The sequence below is a fragment of the Brevibacterium sp. FAM 24630 genome (assembly GCF_049804075.1).
Taxonomy (GTDB): Bacteria; Actinomycetota; Actinomycetes; order Actinomycetales; family Brevibacteriaceae; genus Brevibacterium.
The window spans coordinates 1-25,346 of sequence record NZ_JBNBZD010000020.1; the positions used below are offsets into that span (position 1 = coordinate 1).

The 25,346-nt window shown below is 66.5% G+C and carries 20 protein-coding genes; 4 read left to right on the top strand and 16 right to left on the bottom strand.

Annotated elements, in window-relative coordinates:
* Positions 1-603 precede the first annotated feature (603 nt).
* The 4 genes from ACPUD7_RS13765 to rplM form a co-directional block, all read right to left on the bottom strand.
* Complete coding sequence (locus ACPUD7_RS13765; protein ID WP_425120228.1) at positions 604-1,503, bottom strand: hypothetical protein; 900 nt, start codon at positions 1,501-1,503, stop codon at positions 604-606.
* A 317-nt stretch (positions 1,504-1,820) separates the two neighbouring features.
* Positions 1,821-3,173 carry a phosphoglucosamine mutase gene (gene glmM / locus ACPUD7_RS13770; protein WP_135540240.1) on the bottom strand — a complete coding sequence of 451 codons (1,353 nt, stop codon included), beginning with the start codon at positions 3,171-3,173 and terminating at the stop codon, positions 1,821-1,823.
* A 249-nt stretch (positions 3,174-3,422) separates the two neighbouring features.
* Positions 3,423-3,932, bottom strand: a complete 510-nt coding sequence (rpsI, locus tag ACPUD7_RS13775; protein WP_425120229.1) for a 30S ribosomal protein S9 — start codon at positions 3,930-3,932, stop codon at positions 3,423-3,425.
* 32 nt (positions 3,933-3,964) lie between these two features.
* The gene (rplM, locus tag ACPUD7_RS13780) at positions 3,965-4,408 is read right to left on the bottom strand and encodes a 50S ribosomal protein L13 (RefSeq protein WP_135540244.1); all 444 of its coding nucleotides are present in this window, start codon (positions 4,406-4,408) and stop codon (positions 3,965-3,967) included.
* 268 nt (positions 4,409-4,676) lie between these two features.
* Between rplM and ACPUD7_RS13785 the strand changes: the two genes are divergently transcribed.
* Positions 4,677-7,307: a hypothetical protein gene (locus ACPUD7_RS13785; RefSeq protein ID WP_425120230.1), complete on the top strand. Its 2,631-nt coding sequence runs from the start codon at positions 4,677-4,679 to the stop codon at positions 7,305-7,307.
* Positions 7,304-9,649 (top strand): hypothetical protein, encoded by a 2,346-nt coding sequence (locus ACPUD7_RS13790; RefSeq protein ID WP_425120231.1) that lies wholly within the window; start codon positions 7,304-7,306, stop codon positions 9,647-9,649. Before ACPUD7_RS13785 ends, ACPUD7_RS13790 begins: the two co-directional genes overlap by 4 nt.
* A 674-nt stretch (positions 9,650-10,323) precedes the next feature.
* On the opposite strand, the gene ACPUD7_RS13795 is transcribed toward ACPUD7_RS13790, so the two are convergent.
* From ACPUD7_RS13795 to ACPUD7_RS13805, 3 genes are all read right to left on the bottom strand, one after another.
* Positions 10,324-12,933 (bottom strand): bifunctional metallophosphatase/5'-nucleotidase, encoded by a 2,610-nt coding sequence (locus ACPUD7_RS13795; RefSeq protein ID WP_425120232.1) that lies wholly within the window; start codon positions 12,931-12,933, stop codon positions 10,324-10,326.
* 278 nt (positions 12,934-13,211) lie between these two features.
* Positions 13,212-14,066, bottom strand: coding sequence for a tRNA pseudouridine(38-40) synthase TruA (truA, locus tag ACPUD7_RS13800; protein ID WP_425120233.1), 855 nt, complete (start codon positions 14,064-14,066; stop codon positions 13,212-13,214).
* Positions 14,063-14,683, bottom strand: a complete 621-nt coding sequence (locus ACPUD7_RS13805; RefSeq protein WP_425120234.1) for a LemA family protein — start codon at positions 14,681-14,683, stop codon at positions 14,063-14,065. The genes truA and ACPUD7_RS13805 overlap by 4 nt, the downstream gene beginning before the upstream one ends.
* A 231-nt stretch (positions 14,684-14,914) precedes the next feature.
* Between ACPUD7_RS13805 and ACPUD7_RS13810 the strand changes: the two genes are divergently transcribed.
* Positions 14,915-16,096, top strand: a complete 1,182-nt coding sequence (locus ACPUD7_RS13810; RefSeq protein ID WP_425120235.1) for a glycosyltransferase family 4 protein — start codon at positions 14,915-14,917, stop codon at positions 16,094-16,096.
* Between the two features lie 47 nt (positions 16,097-16,143).
* Here the strand turns inward: ACPUD7_RS13810 and ACPUD7_RS13815 are convergent, their stop codons facing one another.
* From ACPUD7_RS13815 to ACPUD7_RS13855, 9 genes are all read right to left on the bottom strand, one after another.
* On the bottom strand, positions 16,144-16,722 hold the full coding sequence (locus tag ACPUD7_RS13815) for a cysteine hydrolase family protein (protein ID WP_240689861.1): 579 nt from the start codon (positions 16,720-16,722) through the stop codon (positions 16,144-16,146).
* Between the two features lie 99 nt (positions 16,723-16,821).
* Entirely contained in the window at positions 16,822-17,526 is a 705-nt protein-coding gene (locus ACPUD7_RS13820) for an energy-coupling factor transporter transmembrane component T family protein (protein WP_240689863.1), read from the bottom strand.
* The gene (locus tag ACPUD7_RS13825; RefSeq protein WP_135540254.1) at positions 17,523-18,251 is read right to left on the bottom strand and encodes an energy-coupling factor ABC transporter ATP-binding protein; all 729 of its coding nucleotides are present in this window, start codon (positions 18,249-18,251) and stop codon (positions 17,523-17,525) included. The genes ACPUD7_RS13820 and ACPUD7_RS13825 overlap by 4 nt, the downstream gene beginning before the upstream one ends.
* Positions 18,248-18,967, bottom strand: a complete 720-nt coding sequence (locus ACPUD7_RS13830) for a biotin transporter BioY (RefSeq protein WP_135540256.1) — start codon at positions 18,965-18,967, stop codon at positions 18,248-18,250. The genes ACPUD7_RS13825 and ACPUD7_RS13830 overlap by 4 nt, the downstream gene beginning before the upstream one ends.
* A 218-nt stretch (positions 18,968-19,185) precedes the next feature.
* Entirely contained in the window at positions 19,186-20,769 is a 1,584-nt protein-coding gene (guaA, locus tag ACPUD7_RS13835) for a glutamine-hydrolyzing GMP synthase (RefSeq protein ID WP_135540257.1), read from the bottom strand.
* Between the two features lie 56 nt (positions 20,770-20,825).
* Positions 20,826-21,263 carry a DUF3817 domain-containing protein gene (locus tag ACPUD7_RS13840; protein ID WP_135540259.1) on the bottom strand — a complete coding sequence of 146 codons (438 nt, stop codon included), beginning with the start codon at positions 21,261-21,263 and terminating at the stop codon, positions 20,826-20,828.
* A 2-nt stretch (positions 21,264-21,265) separates the two neighbouring features.
* Positions 21,266-22,258 (bottom strand): SURF1 family protein, encoded by a 993-nt coding sequence (locus ACPUD7_RS13845; RefSeq protein WP_135540261.1) that lies wholly within the window; start codon positions 22,256-22,258, stop codon positions 21,266-21,268.
* Between the two features lie 31 nt (positions 22,259-22,289).
* Positions 22,290-23,423: a GuaB3 family IMP dehydrogenase-related protein gene (locus ACPUD7_RS13850; protein WP_425120236.1), complete on the bottom strand. Its 1,134-nt coding sequence runs from the start codon at positions 23,421-23,423 to the stop codon at positions 22,290-22,292.
* Between the two features lie 124 nt (positions 23,424-23,547).
* On the bottom strand, positions 23,548-24,459 hold the full coding sequence (locus tag ACPUD7_RS13855; RefSeq protein ID WP_425120237.1) for a LysR family transcriptional regulator: 912 nt from the start codon (positions 24,457-24,459) through the stop codon (positions 23,548-23,550).
* Between the two features lie 161 nt (positions 24,460-24,620).
* On the opposite strand from ACPUD7_RS13855, the gene ACPUD7_RS13860 reads away from it, so the two are divergent.
* Positions 24,621-25,337, top strand: a complete 717-nt coding sequence (locus ACPUD7_RS13860; RefSeq protein ID WP_240689864.1) for a LysE family translocator — start codon at positions 24,621-24,623, stop codon at positions 25,335-25,337.
* The last annotated feature ends 9 nt before the right edge of the window (positions 25,338-25,346 follow it).

Below are 25,346 nucleotides of genomic sequence, written 5' to 3' on the forward strand. Positions count from 1 at the left end.
TCTCGTGGTGGATGTTGATCGATTAGACACCGTCATCATCTCCCGGAAGTGGTTCGGGGTCGTGTCTCAATGAGAGGTTCTACATGCTCGGATGGGCAGAAATCGTGGCCGCCACTGGGCAGTTCTTATGGCCAGGAACGGGCATTTCTACTGTCCGCCTATGGGCAGTTTTCCATGGCCGCCAACAGTTCGGGAGACGGTTCCCGGACCGATCATCCCTGCCGTTTCGGGCCCACCAGATATTCTTGAAGAAACTCGTATCTGCCCCTTGACTTAAAACATAGGGGCACCCCTCCGGAGGCCGCGAATGGCCCACCCCTCAGCTCAAGTCCCGCGAACAGCCCAACCCGCTACTCAAGTCACGCGAACAGCCCAATCCTCAGCTCAAGTCACGCGAACAGCCCCGCCCTCTGCTCAAGCCACGCGAACAGCCCAACCCTGTGCTCAGGTCACGCGAACCTCGAAAAGGTCGTCACTGGCGGCGACCTTTTCGAGATTCGCGTGACCTGAGCGGCACCACCTGCGGCACAGCCGGCCGAAAGGCAGGACTCTCGTGCGGTCAGTGTGCCGTCTGCTCGCACGATCGGCCGCAGTATTCGCGCGTTAGGCTGTCTGCGCGCTGCGCCGTTCGACGCTGTCTTTGATGCGCAGGAAGAGGTCGCCTTTGAAAAGGTCTTTCCAAGTGATTCTGAAGACCTGAAAGCCAAGATTGCGAAGCGAATACTCCCTGCGACGCTCATGCTCGAAGGCCTGCTTCGGGTCGGCACCGTCGAGGTAGTACTTTCCTGCTCCGTCGAATTCTGCGATGACGTGAGCCTTTGGATTGGCGAAGTCTGTCCGCGCAACGAATTCACCGTTCTCATCGAGAATGACCACTTGCGGTTCGAAGCCTGGCACTGAGTATTCGACGAACCGGACCGCCGTGATCGATTCGGCCACCGACTCCCGCCGGGCGTCGACGTTCGCGGCTACGGCATCGATGCGTCCTTGTCGGGTTCTCACAGGGTTACGAGCGCAGTAGTCTGCGAACTCTCGAGCTGAGATGAGCTTTCGACGGATCGCCTCGTCCACCACAGCGACAGAGAACGCCAGTGGGCAATCACGGGACACGTCCAGCAGGGTCTGAGGCAATGAAGTGACCCGGCAGCCCCTGACGATCTCAGTCTTCGCCTCCAGCGGCCTCTTCCAGACGCGAACGAAGGAACGCAGGACCCCGAACTCCGGGTGGGAGAATTCCACACGGGTGGGTGCACCGTCCTCGAAGTACGGGATCGACAGGCCGTGGACGATCAGGGCGCTCTGGTGAGAGAAGACCGCTCCGGCAGGAACATCATCGACATACGACCGCACGAGGATGCGCAGATCCTCATTCCGCTTCAGGGATCCTGCCGACTCCTTCGGCAGGCTGATACCCGATGCAGCCCCAACACTCGCGATGAATCGGTGCGCCGGATCGTCGCAGACCGCCGTCACCACATAGACGCCGCGACGGACTCTCCTCACACAACAGCACTCAGCCAGCCGCAGTTGGTAGGAACTGAGCCCAGCGGCGCTGAGTTCTGCAGAAGTCAGGCAGGCGAACATCCACCCAGCATTCCGGAGCTGAGTGACCCACCACAAGGTTGGTTCCAGGGCCTGTGGATAACCGCCCACTCGAATCCACAGGCTCAAGCAGCACGAAACTCGAAAAAGTCGTCACTGGCGACGACCTTTTCGAGCTCCGCGCTACTTGAGCGATGTTGAGCACCACGGAAGGCTGAAAAGTCCGGGCGGCGGCAACCGAGCGACCCCTTGACCGGGCGGCGGAGCGGCAGCGCGAGTCAGAGCGCCAGATGCTCCTTGACGGTGGCAGCGAGGCGTTCGGCCTGTTCGGTGGCGGTGTCTTCGGTGGCGGCTTCGACCATGACGCGGATGAGTGGCTCGGTTCCCGAAGCACGCAGCAGCACGCGGCCGGTGTCGGCGAGTTCGGCCTCGACAGCGGCCACCTCGGCGGCGACCTGCGGATGGTCGAACCCGTGTTTGTCCACGCCCTTGACGTTGACGAGGGCCTGCGGCAGCTGCGGGATCTCCGCGGCCAGGTCGGCCAGAGTGCGTTTGGCGTCCGCCATGCGCTTCATCAGGTGCAGCGCCGTCTGCACTCCGTCGCCGGTCGTACCGTGATCGAGCATAAGCACATGCCCGGACTGCTCTCCGCCGAGAGAGTAGCCGTCGGCGAGCATCCGCTCGAGCACATAACGGTCACCGACGGAGGTCTGCACGGTGGCGATGCCGTACTTGTCCATCGCCTGCTTCAGCCCGAGGTTCGACATGACGGTGGTGACCAACGTATTTCCGCGCAGCTCACCGAGTTCCTTGAGCCCGATCGCGAGGATGCCCATGACCTGGTCGCCGTTGACGACACGGCCCAGGGAGTCCACGGCCAGGCAGCGGTCGGCGTCGCCGTCGAAGGCCACACCGAGGTCGGACTGGGTTTCAACGACGAGTCGCTGCAGCGGTTCGAGATGGGTGGAGCCGACGCCGTCATTGATGTTGAAGCCATCGGGTTCGGCGGCGGAGACGATGACTTCGGCGCCGGCCTGGCGCAGTGCGGCGGGTCCGACGATGGAGGCGGCGCCGTGGGCGCAGTCGACGACGACTTTGAGTCCCGACAGCGGACGCACGTTCCCGGCGTCAACGCAGCGCACGAGGTGCTCGGTGTATTCGTCGGCGGCGGCCGGGTACCGGGAGATGCGACCGACAGCGGCACCGGTCGGGCGGTCCCACTCCTCGTCGAAGATCGCGAGGATCTCGTCCTCGACCGCGTCGTCGAGCTTGGTTCCGCCGGCGGCGAAGAACTTGATCCCGTTGTCGGGCATGGGGTTGTGGGAGGCGGAGATGACGACGCCGAAAGCCGCACCTGTGTCCTTGACGACTTGGGCGATGCCGGGCGTCGGCAACATGCCCGCATCGAGAACGTCGACCCCGGTCGAGGCGATGCCTGCGCTCAGTGCGGCGGAGAGGAATTCGCCGGACACGCGCGTATCCCGCCCGACCACAGCGAAGGGGCGCTTCTCACCCGTCCAGCCGCGGCTGAGCACGCGTGATCCTGCAACCGAGAGCTGCAGCGCGAGTTTGGCCGAAATGTCACGGTTGGCCAGTCCGCGCACTCCATCGGTGCCGAAGAGTCGAGACATGTGGGGGTCCTTTCGTCAATGTCGGAGTCGATCTTAGTCGATCCCCTCGCCGAGGCGGCCGATCACGACCGGTGTCACCGCTGGGATCGAGGGTATGGGACGTGATCGCATCGAACGCAGGTTTCCGCGCCCGGATATGAGAATGCGGCCCCGAACCAGGTTCGGGGCCGCATTCTCACGTTCGTCGAACTGAACTGTCGATGACTGCGACTCAGTGGCAGACCAGTCGCAGCTTCTCGAACAGGTCGATCAGCGCTTCGAGAACTGAGGTGCCTTGCGGGCCTTCTTGAGTCCGGCCTTCTTGCGCTCGGGGACGCGAGCGTCGCGGCTCAGGTAACCGGCCTTCTTCAGCTCGGCGCGGTTGGACTCCGCATCGATCTGATTGAGCGAGCGAGCCACGCCCAGGCGGACGGCACCGGCCTGACCGGAGGGCCCACCGCCGGAGATGCGCACGATGACGTCGAAACGACCATTGAGGTCCAGCAGGGTGAAGGGCTCGTTGACGAGCTGCTGGTGCAGCTTGTTCGGGAAGTACTCTTCGAGAGTACGTCCGTTGATCGTCCACTCACCGGTGCCCGGAACGAGGCGCACGCGAGCAATTGCCTGCTTGCGGCGGCCGACTCCGTTGCCGGGAGCGGTCAGGGACTGTCCACGTCCACCAGCGGTGCTTTCGCCCAGGCCGGCAGATTCGGGAGTCTCGGAAGTGTATTCGGTGATCTCTTCTTCGACAGTTTCTGTCGCGTTGGTGGTATCAGCCACGGTTCTCCTCGGGATGTCTAGAGCTCAGGCGCTTACTGCGCGACCTGGCTGAGTTCGTACGGCTGCGGATTCTGGGAGGCGTGCGGGTGCTCAGCACCTGCATAGACCTTCAGCTTCTGCATCTGGGCACGTCCGAGACGAGTCTTCGGGACCATACCGGCGACAGCCTTTTCGACTGCACGCTCAGGATGAGTGGCGAGGAGCTCGGCGTAGTTCACGCTCTTGAGGCCACCGGGGTATCCGGAGTGGCGATAAGCGCGCTTCTTCTCGAGCTTCGCACCTGTCAGCGCGACCTTGTCGGCGTTGATGATGATGACGAAGTCACCGGTGTCGGTGTTCGGGGTGAACGTGGTCTTGTGCTTGCCGCGCAGGAGGCGTGCAACCTGCGAAGCAAGGCGACCGAGCACCTGGTCAGTGGCGTCGATGACGTGCCACTGGTGCTCAATGTCACCGGACTTAGCTGTGTACGTACGCAAAAGTAGCCTTCTTTTCGTATCTTGTCAGTGCAGCGCCGAATCCTCATCGGGTCGTGAGTCCAACTGGGTCCCAAGCGCTGGTTGTCTTCAATCGGGTGAACCTATCGACGCATTCCCCTCACCTACGGGCCTGCAACGCATGAGGCTATGTAAGGGAGTGCGACAAGCACACACAACGACAATCAAATATACATGGCCGCAGGCCCGGGGAGCAAACGCTCAGAGCGGTCTCAGACCCGCCCGAAACCTGAGCCGATAGTATTGATCTGTGCCGACTCACTCCAGCCTGCTCTCCCGACTTCCCGCATTGAGAATCCTCATGCTGGGTCTGCTGATCGGGCTCCTGGCAGTCGGGCTCCTCACGGCCGGATTCGGAATCGGCTCCGGCCAGGCGCAGGCCGCGACGGGGAGCACCACCCGCAGCGGGGCCACATCCTCGGAGAGCGGGACCGCCTCGGCGCGGGCCTCGACCGCCTCCCCCACCGCGGCCGATGACGCGACGACGGCCCCGGACGGGAAGACGATCGTCTTCGGCATACCGGGCCTGACCATCAACGATATCGACCGCGAGCGCACCCCGAACCTCTACCGCCTGCTGTCCAAGGGGGCGGCGGCCAACCTCAACGTGCGCACGATCGGCGCAGCCACATGCCCCGCCTCCGGGTGGCTGTCCTTCGGTGCCGGTGCCCGAGCGCAGGCCGGGCCCGCCCCCGACGCCGAGGAGGTCGACGACGAGGACTCGGCCCGCTGCCCGACGATGATCGGCCCCAGCACGAACTTCGATCACGATTCCGTCGACTCCGACGACGGGGCCGCCGACCCCGTCCGCGAGGGCGACGAACCGGACGAGGAGTCCGCGAAGAGTGACGAAACTCATGGGCAGAAGTCGGTGGCCGGGGCGACCACGGCACAGATCGAGGGCTTCGACGCGGTCAAGGAGCCGAACATCGGCTCCGGTTACACCGTCGACTACGGGATGCTCGCCCGCATCGTCGCCGAACAGGGCAAGGGTGCGCCCGAGGGCACTCCCGCCGGCCATGAGGATGCCGTCCTCGAACCCTGCGTCGCCGCCGAGGGCCCCGGTGCCGCCTATGCCGCCGCCGACGAGAACGGAGTGGTGACGGACTTCGCGGAGAACGCGAACGCCACCGACTGCCGCCTCGACCTCGTCGATCTCGGCGCGATCGGCATCCGGTCCTGGCTGTTCGACCCGATCCCGAACTACTCGTACACCGTGCCGCCCGACTTCGACCGGGAGACCCGCGTCGCCGAGGCGGATCGCCGCCTCGGGGTGCGACTCAAGGAGATCCGGGAGAATGCGAAAGAGGGCGCGGCCGATCCGACGATCATCGTCGCCGGCCTCGGCGACAGCTCCGGACTTCCGCAGCTGCGGGCCTTCATCGCCTCCGGGCCCGGCTTCGCGCCGGGGTCTCTGTCCTCGTCGACGACCCGCACCCCTGGGCTGCTGCAGATCACGGACCTGGCCCCGGCCATCCTCGACATCCTCGGCGTCGACTCCCCCGCCGCCGTCGGCTTCACACAGACGCCCAGCGACGACGACCCGCAGCAACGCATCGACGCTCTCGTCGCCGAGGCGCAGAAGTCGACGACGATCCACCAGCACCTGGCGACGTTCTCACTCACCCTCGACATCGTCTTCTACTCCCTGTTCCTCCTCTGCGGTCTGCTGCTGAGCCGGTCGGTCCTCGCTCGCCGAGGCGGCGCCACCCTGGCACCACTCGTCCACCGCGGACTCGGCTGGGTCTCCCTCGGTGTCGCGGCCCTGCCCATGGGAGCGTTCCTCGCCGGGCTGCTGCCGTGGTCGCGGATGGCCCAGCCGGACCTCGGACTGCTGCTGTCGGTCCTCGGCACCGCCGCCGCACTGTTCGTGCTGGCACTCATCCCGCCGTGGGGTCGGACCTGGCGGGGCCGGGTCGGGGCACTGACCGGGGCGAATCTGCTCATCATCGCCATCGACCTGGCGACGGGTTCGCATCTCCAGGCGAATTCGCTGCTCGGCTACAACCCGATCGTCGGCGGTCGCTATTACGGTCTGGGCAATCAGGGTGCCGCGATCTTCATCGTCAGTCTCTTCATCTTCTTGGGCCTGACCGTGTCCTGGCTGCGCGCCCGCGGTCACCGACGCTTACTCGTCGTCGTCCCGATCGTCATCGGTCTGATCGCCGTGTTCGTCTCCGGCAATCCCTCCTGGGGCGCGAAGTTCGGCGGCACGATCGCCATCCTCGCCGGGCTCATGGTGCTGTTGGCGCTGCTGACGAAGATCCGTCTGTCCCTGGTCCGCCTCGGACTCATCGGTGTCGCATCCCTGGCCGTGCTCATCGGCATCGCCTTCCTCGATTGGCTGCGCCCGGCGGGATCACGGTCGCATTTCGGCAACTTCTTCGGCCAGATCGTCTCGGGCGAGGCCCTGCAGGTCATCGGCCGGAAGCTCGGCGCGAACCTCCACATCATCCAGGTCAATCCCGCCCTGGCCATCGTCACCCCGCTCGCGGTCATCGCCGTCCTGTTCTTCCTCCGCTACCTGCTCCACTTCCCGCGGTTCACCGCACACAGCAGTGGCCTCGGCGGCAGCGGCGGCCGCAATGGTCGGACTGCGCGGCTGGTGAACAAGTGGCGGGGCAAACTGCCGCAGGTGTTCGCCGACTCCGACCTTCACTTCGGGCTCCTCGCCGCCGCCACCGGGCTCGGCGTCGGACTCGTGCTCACCGATTCCGGAGTCGCCGTGCCCTCGACCGGAGCCATGGTGCTCCTGCCCTACCTGCTCGCGCTCAGCGCCGAACACGCCGAGGACACCGTGGCAACGACTCCCGGGACCACATCAGGCGGCCCGCCGCCGCGAATCGGTGATGACACCAGCACCGAGGAGGCCCACCGATGAGGTTCACCGTGCCCTCGGTCGCCGGCCGAGTCCTCCTCGGCATTCTCGCGATCGCATTCATCTTCCTCGCCCTCCCCGAGGCCGCACAGGCCGGCCAGGCCAGTCAGTCCGGTCAGGGCGATCGAGCCGATCAGGCCAGCCAGGCCCCGCAGAAGTCGGGCGGGGCGGGCACGCAACGATCGGTGTCACCAGACGATAAGGCCGCCTCGGCGGATCCGGGTGCCGTGTCGATCAGCGTCTCCGGTTTCAGCTTCGAGGACCTTGACCCGCGCACCACCCCGCACCTGTGGGTGATGATGAAGGGCGGGCAGATCGGAACGATCACGCCCCGCAGCGTGCGATCGACGAGCTGCCCGGTCGACGGGTGGCTCGGGCTCGGCTCCGGGCGACGGGCCGCCGACGAACCCCGCGATCAGTGTCGCGAACCGGCCCCACCGCTCGACGGCTGGGTCGCCGATTGGGACGTGTACGCGCAGGTCGCACGCAGTGACAACTACGATGCCTCCCTCGGCGCCCTCGCCGAGGCGGTGCCCGACATCCGCTCCTTCGGCGCCGGTGCCGCGATCGCCGCGGCCACCCCTACCGGCCATGTCGAGAACTGGTCGCCCGTCGGATCGAACCTCGGCGCGGACGTGGCGAAGTCCGCCGGAGATGGCGAGCTCACCCTCGTCGACCTCGGCAACACCGCCGCCGACGGATACTCGCTGAAGAAGCTCGATGCCCAGGTTGGGGACATCCTCGAGGCGACCGGTTGGATGAGTGCGGACCGTCCGAACCGCCTCGGCGAGGGGACGGTTCCCGTTGTGTTCTCCTCGATCGCCGATGGCACGCACGAGGGTTCGTCGATGCAGGCGACGATGATGCTGCGACCCGGCCAGTCGGCCGGACTGCTCACCTCGTCTTCGACCAGGCAGCCGGGGCTCGTGCAGGTGCCCGATCTTGCGCCCACCCTCGTATCGCTCTCCGGTGCCGAGGAGATGGACAACGCAGCCGGTGCGCCAATGACGGTCGGGTCGACCGGGTCAGATTGGAAGGCGCGCTTTCAGGCCGTGCTCGACCGGCAGGTGGCGGTGAAGACGCAGAATGATCTCTCGACGTGGTTCTTCCCCGTCGTCGCGGTCCTCATGGTCGGGCTGCTGACCTGCGCTTGGTTCCTGCGGAAGAACCATCGCGAACTCGTCCATTCCGCGGCGTACCGCCTCGGCGTCGTGTTCGCGGCGATGCCGATCTCGACGTATCTGGTCAACGCGGTCCCCTGGGAGCGGGCGACGAACCCGGACATCGCGATGCTCGGGGCACTGGTCGGTTGGGCGCTGCTGCTCGGCGGTTTGGCGCTGCTCGGACCATGGCGAAACCACAAGTTCGGGCCGGTCCTCTTCGTCTCGGTCGTCACCGTCTGCGTCCTCGCCTATGACGTCGTCACGGGTTCGCAATTGCAGATGTCGACACTGTTGGGTGAGCCGCTTCTCATCGCCTCTCGGTTCTACGGGATCGGGAATTCGGCGCTGGCCCTCTACTGCTGTGCGCTGCTGTTGGCGGTCGCCGGTTTCGCCTCTCTGGTGACGAAGCCGCTGCACCGCATCCTCATCGTCACGCTTCCCGTACTCGCCTCGTGCGTGATCCTCGCCGCCCCGGGCTTGGGCACGAAGTTCGGTTCCGTGCCGACGCTCATCATCGGCGTCGCCTACCTCGTGCTGGCGGCGGCGAGCATTCGGTTCTCCCTCAAACGACTCGGGCTGACCGTGAGCATCGCCGGGGTCGTCATGCTCGCTGTGCTCTTCCTCGATTGGCTGCGCCCGGCCGATCAGCGCACTCACTTCGGCCGGTTCTTCGACTCGATCATCAGCGGTCAGGCGCTGAGCGTGCTCGCCCGCAAGATCGGGATGAACATCGACATCCTCACGCAGTCATGGATGACGCTGGTGCTGCCGCTCATCATCATCGGCGTGTTCTGGATGGCGCTCGATCCTCTGCGCTTCGGCCTGCGCGGACTCCACAACACTTATCTGCGGGTCCCGCTGCTGCGTGCGGCGATGATCAGCCTGGCGATCCTGCTGGGGGTCGGCACCCTCATCAACGACTCGGGCATCGTGGTTCCGGCCGTCGGCATCCTCTTCCTCGTCCCGGTCCTCACCCACCTCGAGACGTTCCGAGCGAGCCTGCCGCCGACGCCGACCGGCACGGGCACCGTGGAGCACCCCGTGGAGTCGGGTGCCGCAGTCGTCGATGCCGACGCTGACGCTGCGGACGCAGGCGCCGCGACTGACGCCGGCGCAGACGCCGTGGCCGGCGCCGCGGCCGAGCCCGACGCGTCCGAGCCCGAGTCGGGTTCTCGCAGCTGAAGCCGGTCGCATCCCTCACCGTCAGCGGCAACTCCTCCAACTCGCCGCAATACGACGCCGAAGCGACAAAACACCCCGAAGCAACGGTGCACCCTGCCGCCACCGGGCAGTATTGAAGCTAACGGTGAGGGATGCTCGCTCAGCCCTCGCCGTAAACGCCGCCACCACAGTCCTCGATCGCCGCGCCACCCGCAGCAGCCCTCACCGTTCACAGCATCTCTCACCGTCAGCGGCAGCTCCTCCAACTCGCCGCATACGACGCCGAAGCGACAAAACATCCCGAAGCAACGGTGCACCCTGCCGCTACCAGGCAGTATTGAAGCTAACAGGGAGGGATACTCGCTGAACGCTGGCGATTAGCGCGGCAACACGGACTGCAGGATGGAAGACCGGCCGTTGGGCGGAGCCTTGCATGATTGAAGGCGAACGACCCGCCGGAGTCTTGCAGGCTGGAGGCCCGACGGCTGCCAGAACCCTGCGAACTGGAGGCCCGACGGCCGCCAGAACCTTGCGAACTAAAGACTGCGGGGCCGGAGAGAAGTTCTCTCCGGCCCCGCGGCCTCGTGCATGCTTCAGCGTGGACCTCGCTTCGGCATGAGCCTCGGCTCAGCCCAGTGCCCGCTTCAGCGTGGACCTCGGCTCAGCCCGGCATCTGCTTCAGCGTGGGCTTCGGGTCAGCTGGTGATCTTGCGGCGGCGAACCACTGTGACCGCGGCGCCACCGGCGACGATGAGCGCGAGAGCCGCAGCGACGATGTTGAACGTCTCGAAGCCGGTGCGCGGAAGATCGCCGCCGTCCTTCGAACCGTTCGCATCCGAACCGGATCCGTCAGACGAACCGCCGTCGGATGAGGCATTCGCACCACCGGCGTTCGCATCGGCACCGTCGGCAGAAGACGAACCGTCCGAGCCGCCGGCCGCACTGTCGCCGCCGTCAGCACCGCCGCCGTCAGCTGCGCCACCGTCGGCCGCGCCTCCGTCAGCACCGCCGTCGGCCGAACCGTCGTCACCGGCCGAGGCATTCGCATCATCGGACACCGCAGCGGTGGCCTCGTACTCATGTGCCAGCGGCAGCGGGTTGTCATCCCACCACGGGCCTTCAGCGTTCGCCTGCAGGCTGAGCTTGACTGTCACATCCCCCGAAGCATCCCGCGGAGCGGTTACGGTCACCGGAGTCTGCGACTCCCCCGCCGGGATCGACTTGAGCGTGATCGTCTTCGCGGCATTCGCGTCGGCCTTGACTTCGGGCGCCTTGGCCTCGGAGTCCTTCGCGGATGCCGACTCAGCGGAGAACTTCGGGGCCACCTCGGCGGTGTATCCCTTCGGCAGGTCGATGGTGACGTCGATCGGACCGGCGACCTCGGACTTCGCGTCAGTCTTCAGGACGAAGTCGGCGCTGGCTCCGGGCGCGATGGTCTTCGGACCGGTCAGCTCAGCGGTGAGATCACCGCTGTCGATGACGTCATCGGCCGCATCGGCCTGGCGTTCGTTCTTGTCGGGTGAGACCGGCGTGTTCTTCTCGAAGTAGTTCACCCAGGTGTCGAAGTCGGTGAGGCCCGACTGCTCGAACGTGCCCTCGGCGAAGGAGGTGAAATTGTCACCACCGGCGGCGAGGAAGCTCAGCGTCGCAACCCGGTAGTCCTTCTCCTCATCGATCGCCTCGCCGTTGACCTTGACCGACTTCACATGCTGACCGCGGTCGGCTTCGGAGTCGTAAACGACGTCGAGCTCATCGGAGATGCCCAGGTGGAGGAAGGAGTTGCGCGCACCCTCGGGCTGCCACTGCTCTTCGAAGAGCCCGATGACATCGGCACCCTTCATCGTCACGACGCCGTGGTCGTTGGCGAACGGCAGCACTTCGTTGAGTTCGGCGGCCGTGACTTCGCACTTCTCTTCGGTGTTGTAGATGTGATCGCAGAGCAGATCGGTGCGCAGACCGCCCGGATTCGTGATTCCGAAATCCGCCTCGTCCAGCTGCGAATCCTCCACACCGTCCTTGAGCGCATCGGCAACGAGGTTGCCCAGCGTCGACTCGCCGCCGCGGTTCTCGTTGCCGTCGGAGAAGGCACGAGTGATGTCTTCGGTGATCTTGCCGTGGACGACAGATCCCGGAACCTTGGCCGCTTCGTCCGCCTCGGCGACAATCTTCTCAACCTCGTCCACGACCGGGGAGTCATAGCTCTGGTCCTCGGTCTCGATGAGGTTGACCGCATCCGTCGACCAGTCGCCCTCGCCGTCGGAGGTGAGCTGGACCTGCCCGACGTGAGTGCCGTAGTTGCCGGCCTCGAGGACCGGGCGGGTCCGGTCGGCGTCGCCGGGAACCGGAGCTTCGAAGCTGTAGGGCAGATGAGTGTGGCCGGTGAACAGCACGTCGATCGACGCATCAGCCTCGGTCACGAGCTTCTTGAACTCCGCGTTCGAGGCCTTCGCATCCTCGAGGCTCTCCGTCGACGACGCGCCGAGGTGGGCCTCGACGACCGTCATATCCGGCTGTTCATCGGCCGGCAGGTCTTCGATGTCGTCGGCGACCCGATTGACTGCGTCCGTGGGATCGCCGAATTCGATGGCTTCGATGCCCCCGGGCGAGACGAGCGTTGCTGTCTCCTGCGTGACGACGCCGATGACGGCCACCTTGACCCCGTCGACGTCGACGATCGAGTATTCGTCGAGTCCGTCGACGACGTCCTCGGTGCCCTTGGCGTAGACGTTCGCGCCGAGGTAGGGGAAGTCCGCTCCCTCGACGACGCGTCCGGTGAGGTCTTCGACTCCGCGGTCGAACTCGTGATTGCCCACCGCCGATGCCTGCACGCCGATCGCGTTGAGGACATCGAGCGTGGGCTTGTCCTTGGCCGAAGACGAGTTGTACGGGGAGGCACCGATGTTGTCACCGGCCGAGAGCATGCCGGTGCCGCCCTTGGAGTCGAAAGCAGCGCGCTGCTCCTCGACGACCGACGCGACCTGGGTTCCGGCGTCGGAGATGCGTCCGTGGAAATCGGTGATGTTGAGCAGCTGCACCTGGGTGCCGGCCTCTGCCTCCTGCGCCGAGGCGGTATCGTCGGTCGACGTCGGCTCGGCGGCGGATCTCGCCTCATCGTTCGCGGCTTTCCCACCGTCTGCGGCGGGACCGGTCGGGTTCTGCTGGGACTCGTCGGCCGGGGAAGACGCGGCCGAGGAGGGCTGCCCCTCGCCGAGGCCGGGTGCGGCGGCGGCCGGAGACAGGCCGGGCAGCGTCAGCATCGACACCGCCGCGCCTGCAGCCAAGACCTTTGACACAAGTGTGGACATGTATTCAGTTCCTTATGAGTTTCATCGGGCGCACATCAACGGTGCCGCGGTGGGAGACATGCCCATCCTGCAGTGCCGATGCGAACGTGAGGTTACCTTGAGGCAAATCTACACAGGATTCTCACAACTGGGAAGAGGGTTTCTCTCATAATCACGACACGTGTCATGAGATTCGACGCGGTTTGCGGTATAAAAGTCGACCCATTCCCGGTCAGCGAATCCGGTCCGCGATGCCGGCTCCCGGTCGCAGTGCGGGCCTATTCCCGGCCCCGGCGGGCCTATTCTCGGTCGCGGCGGGCCATGGTCTGCGCGGCGCGGGCCGCGTAGTCCTCCGGGGCGGGGTACCCGACTTCGGTGAGGACGAGTCCTTCGGCGGGCGTGACGAACATCGGCACATCCGGGGTCAGCCCCGCGTCCGCCTCGGCGATGAGTTCCGCGGGACGGGTCACGTCCCAGCTGCCGGAACCGACCTTGATCAGCCCGCCGACGAGCGCCCGGACCATGTGGTGACAGAAGGCATCGGCGCACAGGTCGATGGTGATCACCGCATCCTGATCGCGGACCACCCTGAGTTCATGGAGGGTGCGGATCGTCGTCGCGCCCTCGCGCGGTTTGCAGAAGGGCAGGAAGTCGTGGAGGCCGTGGACCTCACGCGCGGCCTCGGCCATGGCTTCGGCGTCGAGTTCGCCCTTGTGCCGAGGCGTCACCATGGTCAGCAGCGGGTCGATGAAGGACCTGTGATCGGCGAGTCGGTACTGGTAGGAGCGCCACAGCGCGGAGAATCGGGCGTCGAAGGCCTCGGGTACCTCGGCCACGGCGTGGATCACGATATCGAAGAACTCACCCGCGGCGAGGACTCCACGCAATCGGGAGAGCAGAGCCGCCGCGGCGGAGCGGTTCGACCGACCGACGAGCTTGGCGATCGCGTCCTCGCCCAGGTCGATGTGGACGACCTGCCGCCGGGCGTGAACACCGGCGTCGGTGCGGCCGGCAACGACGGTGGCGACCTCGGTGCCGGTGACGCGTTCGAGCCCGGATTCGACCGCGGCCTGGACGGTGCGCAGCCCCGGCTGCTTCGCCCACCCGTGGAAATCTGTGCCGCGGTAGCCCAGATCGATGCGGAAGCGCGTCACGATCGCCTGCCCACCGACGATGAGTTCGCCGAGGTGGAGCCGCCGTCGTCGACGGCCGCCTCGGTGAAGGGTTCGCGGGCTTTGAAGACGTTGTTGAACAGGCGGGAGATCGGGCGCCGGCGCTGCTGGTGATAGCGCTCGACATTCGTGTTGTAGAAGCGGGAAGCCGTGAGGATCCGTTCGGTGAGCACCTGCAGCTGATCATGCAGGAGTTGGATCGTCGTATCGATCTCCTCGTTCGCCACCGCCTGCTGGGATCGGGCGAAGTCCGAGGTCAGCGACCTCTCCGTGAGCGCGGTGGGGATGAGCGCGGCCTCGTTGATCGCCTCGGTGAGGGCGTTCTCGGCGGCGGCACCGCGGTGGTCGAAGGGGGCGCGTTCCGCGGAGGCGAGCGCGAGTTCGAGGGTGGCCAGGTCGTGTCCGGCGATCTGCTGGAGGGTGCCGATATACGCGGGCACGAGTGCGTGGCGGGAGCGGATTTCACCGCCGAGCTGCCGTTTGGCTTCATCGCAGACCGACCGAGCCATCGACAGCTGGTTGAAACGCAGAACCGTGAGGACGACGAAGGCGATGACGAGAGCGGCGATGAGGCAGCCGCCGACGATGAACCAGATCACGGCCGCTCCTCTCGTCTGTCCCTCAACCTGTGCCCGCACGCCGGCGCACACCGCGTCACATCTGTCCGAGGCCTCAGTTTACGCGCGGTTCAGATTCGTCGCGAACAGGCCACCCCCTGGACCCCGCAGCGCCTCCGGCCGAGTGCGGATGCGCACGATTTCGACCAGATGTCGCCGCCTTGTCGCTTTCGGGTCACGTATTCGTCACCGAGCGGGCCTTAGCTGGAAGCCGTGAGAGTAGCGATCATTGCAGAGTCCTTCCTCCCCAACATGAATGGGGTCACCCACTCACTCCTGCGGGTCCTCGACCATCTGGCCGACCGCGGCGACGAGGTCCTCGTCATCGCCCCGGGCACCCGCAGGGATGGCCCGAAGGAGGTCGCCGGCGCCCGCATCGTCCGGGTCCCCTCGATCGCCTTGCCGAAGTACCGACGCGTCCGCGTCGCGCCCGGCGGCGTCACCCGCATCCGCCGCCTGCTCCAGCGCTTCTCCCCCGACGTCGTCCATCTGGCCAGCCCGTTCGTCCTCGGCTGGCGCGGAGTCCTCGCCGCGCAGGCGCTCAACCTCCCGACCGTTGCGATCTACCAGACCGAGGTCCCCGCGTACGCCGCGCGCTACGGCATGCACGGCATCGAAGCCATGCTGTGGAACCATGTCCGCAACATCCATCAGCATTCCTCTCTCACGCTCGCGCCGTCGAGTTACACGATCGACCAGTTGGAGGACCTCGGTGTCGCCGAGGTGGCCCTGTGGGCTCGTGGGGTCGATTCCTCCCGCTTCGACCCCGGTCACCGATCAGAGGCGTGGCGACGATCCTTCGCCCCGAACGGAGAGAAGATCATCGGGTTCGTCGGCCGGTTGGCTGCGGAGAAGCAGGTCGAAGATCTTGCCGTGCTCACCGATGTGCCCGGTGCCAAGCTCGTCATCGTCGGTGATGGACCGTGGCGGACCCGGCTGGAGCGGTCACTGCCGCGAGCTCACTTCACCGGCTTCCTCGGCGGGGAGGCCCTGGCACAGGCGGTCGCGAGCTTCGATCTCATGGTCGCCCCGGGTGAGCTCGAGACCTTCTGCCAGACGATCCAGGAGGCCATGGCCTCGGAGGTTCCCGTCATCGCCCCGGCCCGAGGCGGCCCGCTCGACCTCGTCGACTCGTCGCGCACCGGCTGGCTCTACACGCCGAAGGATCTTGGTGCCATGCGCGGGCATGTCGTCGACCTGCTCGGCGACGAGGCGAAACGTCGGGCCTTCGGGGCGGCCGGGCGTGAGCAGGTGCTCTCACGCAGTTGGAAGAGTGTGTGCTCGCAGCTCGTGGGCCACTACTCGCGGGCGATCGAGAATCCGGCTCCGCAGGTGCTCGGCCGCGGGTTCAGTTCGATGGTCGGCACCGGCCTCGCGAATCCTCTCCCCAACTAGGAGAGCTCTGCTGCTGAGCACCCGACGCGCGACATCTGCCGCCGCGACTACCGTTGATCCGCGAGGCTCGCGGTCCAATCGTCGACGGTGAGCACGCGCGCCTGTTTCGGGAACACCTTCTCGGTGAGCACCCGGTGGACTTCCGGGTCACGGTCGGCACAGGCATCGGAGAGCACGGTGAGTTCGAAGTCGAGGTCGGCGGCCTGACGCACCGTCGAGAGCACGACCCCGCTGGTCGCCACTCCGGCCAGCACGAGCGACCTGGCCCCGTACCCGCGCAGCAGCACCTCGAGGTCGCTGCCGGTGAAGGCGCTGATGCGGCGCTTCGTCACGATCGGCTCGCCCTGGTGACGGCCGAGGGTTTCGTGGATGCTCGTCGAAGCATGCGTTTCGACGACGTCGCCGTGAGCGGCGATCTGTGCGAACGAGGACGTCGCCGCCAGCTCCGGGTGCCCGTCCCGCAAAGCCACCCGCACCCACACGACGGGGATGCCGTGCTCACGGGCCGCCGCTACGGCATCACGAGCGCGTTCGAGGACACCGGTGGAGGCGAAGGCGTCGTCTCCGGCGATGCCGTTCTGAAAATCCATCGCCACGAGGACGGTGTCATCGGTGCCGGTCATCATGTCTCCTTCGGTTCGAGGGGATCGTAGGCTTCCCTCCGCCGAGGCTACTCCACACCCCCGATGGTCCGCTGAGTTCGAGCGCGGACAGTCCGAGTGGTCTCAGTCGACGATGCCGCGGGCGTCGAGGGCCCTCCCGGTGTCCTGCGCGTATTTGACCGACCGCAGGATCGCCGGCACCACTCGCGCCTTGATGCTCGAGTCCAATCCCCTGGCGCGGGCTGCCCGTTCGGCCTCTCCGAGCAGCCCGGAGATGTGCGAGATCGCCCGCACCATGAGACTCGCGGTCAGAGCGATCGCCTCGGTGTTCGCACCGAAGAACCGCAGCGGAGCGACGATGACGGCGAAGGTGTCGAGCAGCTGCGCGACCGAAGTCGTCAGCGTCAGCAGCAGGGCGGCCTGCACACAGGAGAACACCGTGCCGCCGACGGCCAGACCCGACTGCAGCGACCCGAAGAGATACTGCAGCCCCATGACGATCGTCACGAGCACGGCGACATAGAGCCAGGTGCGCAGGAAGTACGTCAGCCGCAGACGAGCGGTGAACCCGACGAAGACGAGGACTGCGAACATCGACCAGTTGATGATCGGATCACGGAAGATCAGCGCCACGATGCCGATGACCGCAATGAGTGAGAGCTTCACCCCGGTCGGCACCGCATGCAGCCACCCTCGGGTCGCCGCAACTCTGCCGAAGAGCTGCGGACGTGGTCTGATGCCGGCATTCTTCCGCCAGGTCGTACAGGCACCGTCGGCACCGGTGCGGGCGTCGTCGGCGTGCGCACCCGCCTGGGGGACCTCATTCATGGCGTATCGCTCATGATCATCTGACGGTAGGCGGCGACCGCCTCGGCGGGGGCGGCATCGGCGGCGATGCGGCCGTCCTCGACGACGAGGGCACGTTGGGCGATCTGCGCGAACTCGAGGTCGTGGGTGGTGAGGATGATGCGCACCCCGCGACGGGCGACGAGGTCCTGCAGATGCACGCGCAGCTTCTCCCTGTTGCGCAGGTCGAGCAGGGTCGTGGGTTCGTCGAGCACGAGGATCTGCGGGTCGACGGCGAGCACCGCGGCCAAGGCCACGAGTTGCCGCTGTCCGCCGGAGAGTTCATAGACGCTGCGCTCGGCGAGGTCGGCGATGCCGAGTTCGCCGAGCACGGCCAGGGCCGCGTCCCGCCGCCTGCCCTTCGGCACGGACTTGCGCAGGGAGAGTTCGATGTCTTCGATCGGGGTCGGCATGACGAGCTGCGCGGCCGGGTCGGTGAAGACGAACCCCACCCGCGATCGCACCTTCGCCGGATGCCGATACGGGTCGATTCCGTCGATGAGGACCTGCCCCGCATTCGCGGTGACCAGACCATTGACCAGCTGCAGCAGAGTCGACTTCCCCGAACCGTTCGCTCCGATCACGGCCACGACATCCTCGGTGAGGGTGAAGCTGACGTTCTGGAGGATCGGTCGCACGACGTCGCCGTCGGGGCCCTCGTCGAGGACCCCGACGCCGACATCGCTGAAGCTGATCTCCCGGGTCACTTGACGCCCGGTTCCCGCTCCGCCGCCGAGGCGGCCGCACCGTTGAGGTGCGCACCCGCGGCTGAGTCGACGCCCGCACCGACGAGCGAATCCATGCTCACGCCGCGACGGCGCAGCACATCGGGGAATGCCCGATGGATGAGGACGGCCACCGAGGCGGCGAGGATGTTCTTGATGATGTCACCGGGCCAGTAGGCGAGGTCGGCGACGGCGGCGACGCGAAGCGGCAGATCCGCGTTGATCGACATGCCGAGGATGCCCAGCGGGTGGTTGAGCAGGAGGCTGGCGGCGAATCCGCCGAGGAACAGGGCGATGCCGAGCCTCATCCCCCGGAAGCGACGCACGGCCCAGCGGGCGACGAGCCCGGCGGCCAGGGCGTAGAGAGTGAAGGAGAGGATGTAGCCGGCGCTCGGTCCGGCGAGCACACCGATGCCGCCGTTCATGCCGGAGAAGATCGGCAGCCCGAGCAGGCCGAGGACCACATAGAGCAGGGTCGCGGCCGCTCCCCGCCAGGGTCCGAGCACCATTCCGCACAGGGCGATGGCGAAGGTCTGCAGCGTGATCGGCACACCGGCGGGCCCGACCGGGACCGGGGGCATCATCGCAAAGGCCGCGAGCATAGCGGCGAAGACGGCGATGAGCGCGATGTTGCCGGCACGACCGGCCGAACGAGGACGGGTGATGCCCGCCGAGGCGGTGCTGTGGGCCTGAGACATGAGTACTCCGTTGTTCGTGTTCCACCCGGAGCGCAGCGGGTCTGCATCCGGAAATACCCGAGGCGACCCCAGGTTCCCCACCACTGTAACTGAACAGTGTTCAGGGGCGGAATCCGGGGGTCCTCAAGGTTGCCTCGGCGATGCCTCCACCGTTCGCGTGATCCCCTGTTCAGGTCCCAGGCTTCCCTGCGACGATCACACGATCGGTGGGCCGACGATCATTCCCATTCGATGGTGCCCGGGGGCTTCGAGGTGACGTCGAGGACGACGCGGTTGATGTCGTCGACCTCGTTGGTGATGCGGTTGGAGATCACGGAGAGCACATCGTAGGGGATGCGCGTCCAGTCCGCGGTCATCGCGTCCTCGCTCGAGACCGGGCGCAGCACGACGGGGTGGCCGTAAGTGCGGCCGTCTCCCTGGACGCCGACGGAGCGGACATCGGCCAGGAGGACGACCGGGCACTGCCAGATCTCCCCGTCAAGGCCCGCCTTCGTCAGCTCGGCGCGGGCGATGGCATCGGCCCTGCGGAGGATGGCCAGACGCTCCTCGGTGACTTCGCCGATGATGCGGATGCCCAGGCCCGGTCCGGGGAAGGGCTGGCGAGAGACGATGACCTCGGGCACGCCGAGTTCGCGGCCGATGGCGCGCACCTCGTCCTTGAACAGGGCACGCAGGGGTTCGATGAGCTGGAACTGGATGTCGTCGGGCAGGCCGCCGACATTGTGGTGGCTCTTGATGTTCGCGGTCCCCGATCCGCCGCCGGACTCGACGACGTCGGGGTAGAGGGTGCCCTGGACGAGGAAGGCGATGTCCTCACCCTCACCCTCCTGGGCTTCGAGCACGAGGTCCGCGGCGGCGTTCTCGAACGTGCGGATGAACTCGCGGCCGATGATCTTGCGCTTCTCCTCCGGGTCGGTGACTCCGGCGAGCTGGGAGAGGAACTGCTCACGCGCATCGACGGTGACCAGGCGGACGCCGATCGAGTCGACGTAGTCCTGCTCGACCTGTTTCCTCTCGTCCTCACGCAGCAGACCGTGGTCGACGAAGACGCAGGTGAGCTGGTCGCCGATGGCCTTGTGGACGAGGGCGGCGGCCACGGAGGAGTCGACGCCTCCGGACAGACCGCAGATGACCTTCTTGTCGCCGACGCGGGCGCGGATGAGTTCGACCTGTTCGTCGATGACCGAGGCGTTCGTCCAGTCGGCTTCGAGACCGGCGACGTTGAAGAGGAAGTTCTCGAGGATCTTCTGCCCGTTCTCCGAATGGAGGACCTCGGGGTGCCACTGCACACCGGCGAACCGCTTCTCCGGGCACTCGAAGGCGGCCACGGGGGTGTCCGGGGTGGACGCGAGCACGTCGAAGCCGGCAGGCGCCTCGGCGACGGAGTCCCCATGGGACATCCAGACCTTGTAGGAGCCCGGAGTCTCGGCCAGCAGCGACCCCGTGTCGGTCACCGACAGTGGGGTCGAGCCGTATTCGCGCTTATCGGTCTTCGCCACGCGACCGCCGAGGCTGGTCGACATGAGCTGGAACCCGTAGCAGATGCCCATGGTCGGGATGCCGAGGTCGAACACCGAGGTGTCGAAGCTCGGGGCACCTTCATCGTTGACGCTCGACGGTCCCCCGGAGAGCACGATGGCCAAAGGGTTCTTCGCGGCGAACTCGGACGCCGGAGCGTCATGGGCGATGATCTCTGAGTACAGGCCCGCTTCGCGGATGCGGCGCGCGATGAGCTGGGCATACTGGGCACCGAAATCGACGACGAGGACAGGGGGCACCTGCGTGCTCTGGGTTTGCGTCATGCTCCAATTCTAAGCGCCGGCGAGGCGACACCCGAATTCGGGGTTTCGCGCGCCCTTCAGCTCTTGGGAGCGACGACGACGGCGGCTTCGAGTTCCGCGTCGACCTGGCGGTGGATACGACGTTCGAGGATGAACGACATCACGGGCACGACGCCGGCGAGCGCGAGGATGAGGTAACGGCCGAGGCTCCAGCGCATCTGCTGGTTGAGCCAGAAGCAGCCGATGAGGTAGACGACGTAGCACCAGCCGTGGCAGATCGCGATGGCCGCGGCGAGGTTGAAGCCGCCGAAGTTCAGGGCCGTGGCCGAGTCCGCGGCGATGAGGTACTTGTAGATCATCTCGACCGTGAGGATGAGCAGCATCGTACCGGTGATGAATGCCATCACCCGGTAGAACTTCAGCGCATTGCGCGCCGAGGTGAAGCGTTTGACGCTCCACACGTTCGACTCATCGAAGTCGGGGCGGGAGTCCAAGGACTCGTGTTCTTCGCTCACGCTCAGTTTCCTCCGGTCGTGCGGGTATCGGTGTTGCTGGTGTCTGCGGTCGTGCTCGTATCGGTGGCCGATCCGGGCTTCTTCCCCGGCTTCTTCCCCGGTTTCTTCCCGGGCTTCTTCCCGCCGTGGCGGTGGGCCGGCAGTCCGGTCAGGCCCGACATCACCTCGGGGTCGATGGCCGAGGAGCCGGCGGGCTTGACGACAACATACTCGACCCGGTTCTCCGGATCCTGAGAATCCTCGCCGAGGCGGCGCCGGACGAAGTCGTCGCGCAGCAGCTGGAACCACATGTAGAGGGCCATGGCGGCGAAGATGATCCATTCGATGGCGTACACCGCCGACTGCAGATCGAATCCGCCCTCATCGCGGGTCGTCGTGGTCGGGACCTGGGCGAGCCCATCGGTGCCCACCGAGGCGGCCGCCCCGTCGGCCTTCTCGGGAATGAGGAAGCCGGAATAGGTGAGCAGATCGGGGAACATGTTGATGATCTGTGAGGTCGAGACCGTGCGCACCTGCCCCTCGGGCAGGTCGTTGCCGGGTTCCGGCCCTTCGATCGGACCGATCCGGGCGGTGAGTTCGACATCGCCCGGCTTCGCACGCGAGGACATGGCGGCATCCTCGTCGGTGGTGAATCCGCGGACGACCGGAATCGCGATCGTCTTCTCATCGGCGCCTGCGGCGCTGACGCCCTCGCCGAGGTGGGCGTCGTCGGGGGCGAACATCGTGACCACCCAGTACCCGGACTCATCGTCCTGCATGCGGCCGGGGACGACGACCTGGGCGTCGGGGATCCAGTGGCCGGTCAGGCTGACCCGCTGGTCGGCGAGGATGCCGGGCATCGGGGCCTGGGCATCCATCACCTCGTTGAAGTCCTTGACCTCGTCGATGCCGGCGGAGTCCGCGACCTCGTTCTTGTGCTGGGCCCGGTCGACCTGCCATGCGGAGAGACCGACGAAGCAGGTGACGAGCACCAGGACGAGGAGCAGGGACCCCAACCATTTGGGGGTCAGAGCCAGGCGGAACAGTTCAGACCACCGAGCCAGTCTGGTAGGGCGAGACGGTGACGTCGACGCGCTGGAATTCCTTGAGGTCGAGGTAGCCGGTGGTGGCCAGAGCGCGGCGCAGGGCACCGGCGAGGTTGAGTTCGCCGATCGCGGTGCGGCCGGGCCCGAAGAGCACCTGCTCGAGGCTGCCGACGGTGCCGAGTTCGACCCGGTGACCGCGCGGCAGGTCCGGGTGGTGGGCTTCGGCACCCCAGTGCATGCCGCGCCCAGGAGCCTCGGTGGCTCGGGCCAGAGCGGTGCCGAGCATGACGGCATCGGCGCCGACGCCGAAGGCCTTGACGATCTCACCGCTGGTGCCCAGCCCACCATCGGCGATGACGTGGACGTAGCGTCCGCCGGATTCGTCCATGTAGTCGCGGCGGGCGGCGTGGATGTCGGCGACGGCGGTGGCCATCGGGGCGTGGATGCCCAGGGTCTTGCGGGTCGTGGCCGCCGCTCCCCCGCCGAAACCGACGAGGACGCCGGCGGCACCGGTGCGCATGAGGTGCAGAGCCGCGGTGTAGGTGGCGGCACCGCCGACGATGACGGGCACATCGAGTTCGTAGATGAACTGCTTGAGGTTGAGCGGTTCGGTGTGGGTCGAGACGTGCTCGGCCGACACCGTGGTGCCGCGGATGACGAAGATGTCGACACCGGCATCGACGACGGTCTTGTAGAACTCCTGCGTCCGCTGCGGGGTGAGCGCTCCGGCGACGGTGACTCCGGCCTCGCGGATCTGCTCGAGGCGAGCGGTGATGAGTTCGGCCTGGATGGGTGCGGAGTAGAGCTCCTGCATCCGAGAGGTCGCCATTTCGCTGGGCAGCTGGGCGATCTCGGCCAGCAGCGGGGTGGGGTCCTCGTACCGGGTCCACAGTCCCTCGAGGTCGAGCACACCGAGTCCGCCGAACTTGCCCAGGGCGATGACGGTCTCCGGCGACATCGCCGAATCCATGGGGGCGCCGATGAAGGGCAGGTCGAACTGGTAGGCATCGATCTGCCAGCTCAGAGACACGTCTTCGGGGTCGCGGGTGCGCCGAGCGGGGACGATGGCGATGTCGTCGAGCGAATAGGCGCGACGGCCGCGCTTGCCTTTGCCGATTTCGATTTCAGAACTCACGCCAACAGCCTATCCCACCACCCTCTGGCCCAGGTCTCAGCCCACTATGAGGAACGCAACGTCTCCCCTCCCAGAATTACCTGACGACGGCCCAGCAACCTCGCGCGAGGTTGCTGGGCCGTCGTCAGGTAGTTCTGGGAGGGAGGTGGGCGGCGACGACGTCCTTGGCGGCCGCGACGAAGGCGCGCACATGCGGCAGGTGCGCCTCCCGTTCGCGCACATGCATGACGACCCGACGCATCGGCACGGGATCGGTGAGGTCGACGGCGACGAGTCCGGGCGGCAGCTGCAGGGTCGAGAGTCCCGGCAGCACGGTGATCGCCAGATTCGAGGCAACGAGGGCGAGCGCGGCGAAGTCGTCCTCGCAGGCCGCGAAGCTCTTGCGCTCGAAACCGGCCGCCGCGCACGCATGGTCGACGACCTTGCTCGACGGGCCCGCCCACATGTCGTAGTCGACCCAATGCTGGTCCTCGAGATCCTTGAACGGCACGGTCGCCAGTTCCGCGAATTCGTGCCGCTCGGAGACCACAACCCGGTAGTCATCGTCGAAGAGCGGAATCCGCGTCATCTCCGGCAGCCGGGTCTCCCCGCCCTGCGGGACCTCGGCCCGGATCTCGATGAGGCAGTGACTGCGCCGATTCTTCGCCGGTTCGTTGAGCTGGATGTCGAAGCGCAGGTTCGGGTGGTCGCGGGCGACGGATTCGATGATCCCAGGCAGCAGCCGAGCATTGAACGAGGTGAATGCGGCGATCCGCAGTCGGGGACGGCTGACGTTGCGGAAATTCTCGACGAGGTCGTCCAGTCTGGCCACCGAGGTGAACACCTCCCCGGACTCCTCGGCCAGCCGCCGACCGAACTCGGTGATCTCGATGCCGCGGCCCGACCGCCGATACAGGGGTGCGACGACGGACTTCTGCAGGGTCGTGATGTGCTGGCTGACCGTCGCCGGCGTGTAGTTGAGGTTCTTCGCGGCCGCGACCACAGACCCGGTGGCCACGACCGCGCGCCAGATCCGGAGCCGGTTGAGATCCCACATACGTGCATCGTAGCCGGAAACCATTCGGTATCGCCTGATGTTCGTTCACGATCAATTGCTTTTCCCGATTGTTGGCACCCCCGACAATGGAGACGTGCCCCAGGAGATGCGTCTCCCCACCCGCGGGGCTCGCTTCACCCCACTGCATCAGGAGGACAGCCGTGACCGGACCCGAGATCCTCACCATCACCGGCGCCGCCGCCGCGTTGGCGGTCACGCCCGGACCCGAGACGATCCTCACGATCCGCCTGTCGTCCCTGCGGCGGAAGGCCGGACTGGTCTATGCCCTCGGCACGGCCACGGGAACCGTGATCTGGATGGCCCTCGCGCTGACCGGAGTCTCCGCCCTGCTCACCGTCTACCCCGCCGCGGTCCAGGTGCTCAAGATCGGCGGCGGGCTCTACCTCTGCTTCCTCGGATTCCTCGCCGGCCGGCAGGCGCTGCGCCTGCGTCGCGAACTGCATGCGGACTCGGCGACCTCCGAGTCCACAGCCGACCAGACGGACCCACCCGAATCGCCCCTCGACGGCCCGGTCAGCGAGATCGCCACCGCCGTGGAGTCGACCGCCTGGGGTCACCTGCGCTCGTTCGTGTCCTATCGCCGCGGCATCATCTCCTCGCTGAGCAACCCGAAGGTCGGCCTGTTCTTCCTCGCGATCCTGCCCACCCTCGTGCCCGCGTCGCCGAGCGGAGTCGACTATGCGGTGCTCATCGCCCTCATCGTCGGCGTGCTGCTGGCCTATCAGCTCGTGCTCGCGTGCATGGCGAGCCTGGCCGCCTCGGCGATGGCGCACCGCAGCGCCGACTTCTTCATCGAGGCGGCCTCGACCCTCATCCTGTTCGTCATCGGCATCGCTGTCATCGCAATCCCGATCTGAGTGGCCATC

Coding starts and splice junctions, on each gene's coding strand:
- glmM (WP_135540240.1), bottom strand. CDS start 3,173: ATGTCTCGACTCTTCGGCACCGATGGAGTGCGCGGACTGGCCAACCGT.
- ACPUD7_RS13790 (WP_425120231.1), top strand. CDS start 7,304: ATGAGGTTCACCGTGCCCTCGGTCGCCGGCCGAGTCCTCCTCGGCATT.
- ACPUD7_RS13795 (WP_425120232.1), bottom strand. CDS start 12,933: ATGTCCACACTTGTGTCAAAGGTCTTGGCTGCAGGCGCGGCGGTGTCG.
- ACPUD7_RS13815 (WP_240689861.1), bottom strand. CDS start 16,722: ATGATGACCGGCACCGATGACACCGTCCTCGTGGCGATGGATTTTCAG.
- ACPUD7_RS13820 (WP_240689863.1), bottom strand. CDS start 17,526: ATGAATGAGGTCCCCCAGGCGGGTGCGCACGCCGACGACGCCCGCACC.
- ACPUD7_RS13830 (WP_135540256.1), bottom strand. CDS start 18,967: ATGTCTCAGGCCCACAGCACCGCCTCGGCGGGCATCACCCGTCCTCGT.
- guaA (WP_135540257.1), bottom strand. CDS start 20,769: ATGACGCAAACCCAGAGCACGCAGGTGCCCCCTGTCCTCGTCGTCGAT.
- ACPUD7_RS13855 (WP_425120237.1), bottom strand. CDS start 24,459: ATGTGGGATCTCAACCGGCTCCGGATCTGGCGCGCGGTCGTGGCCACC.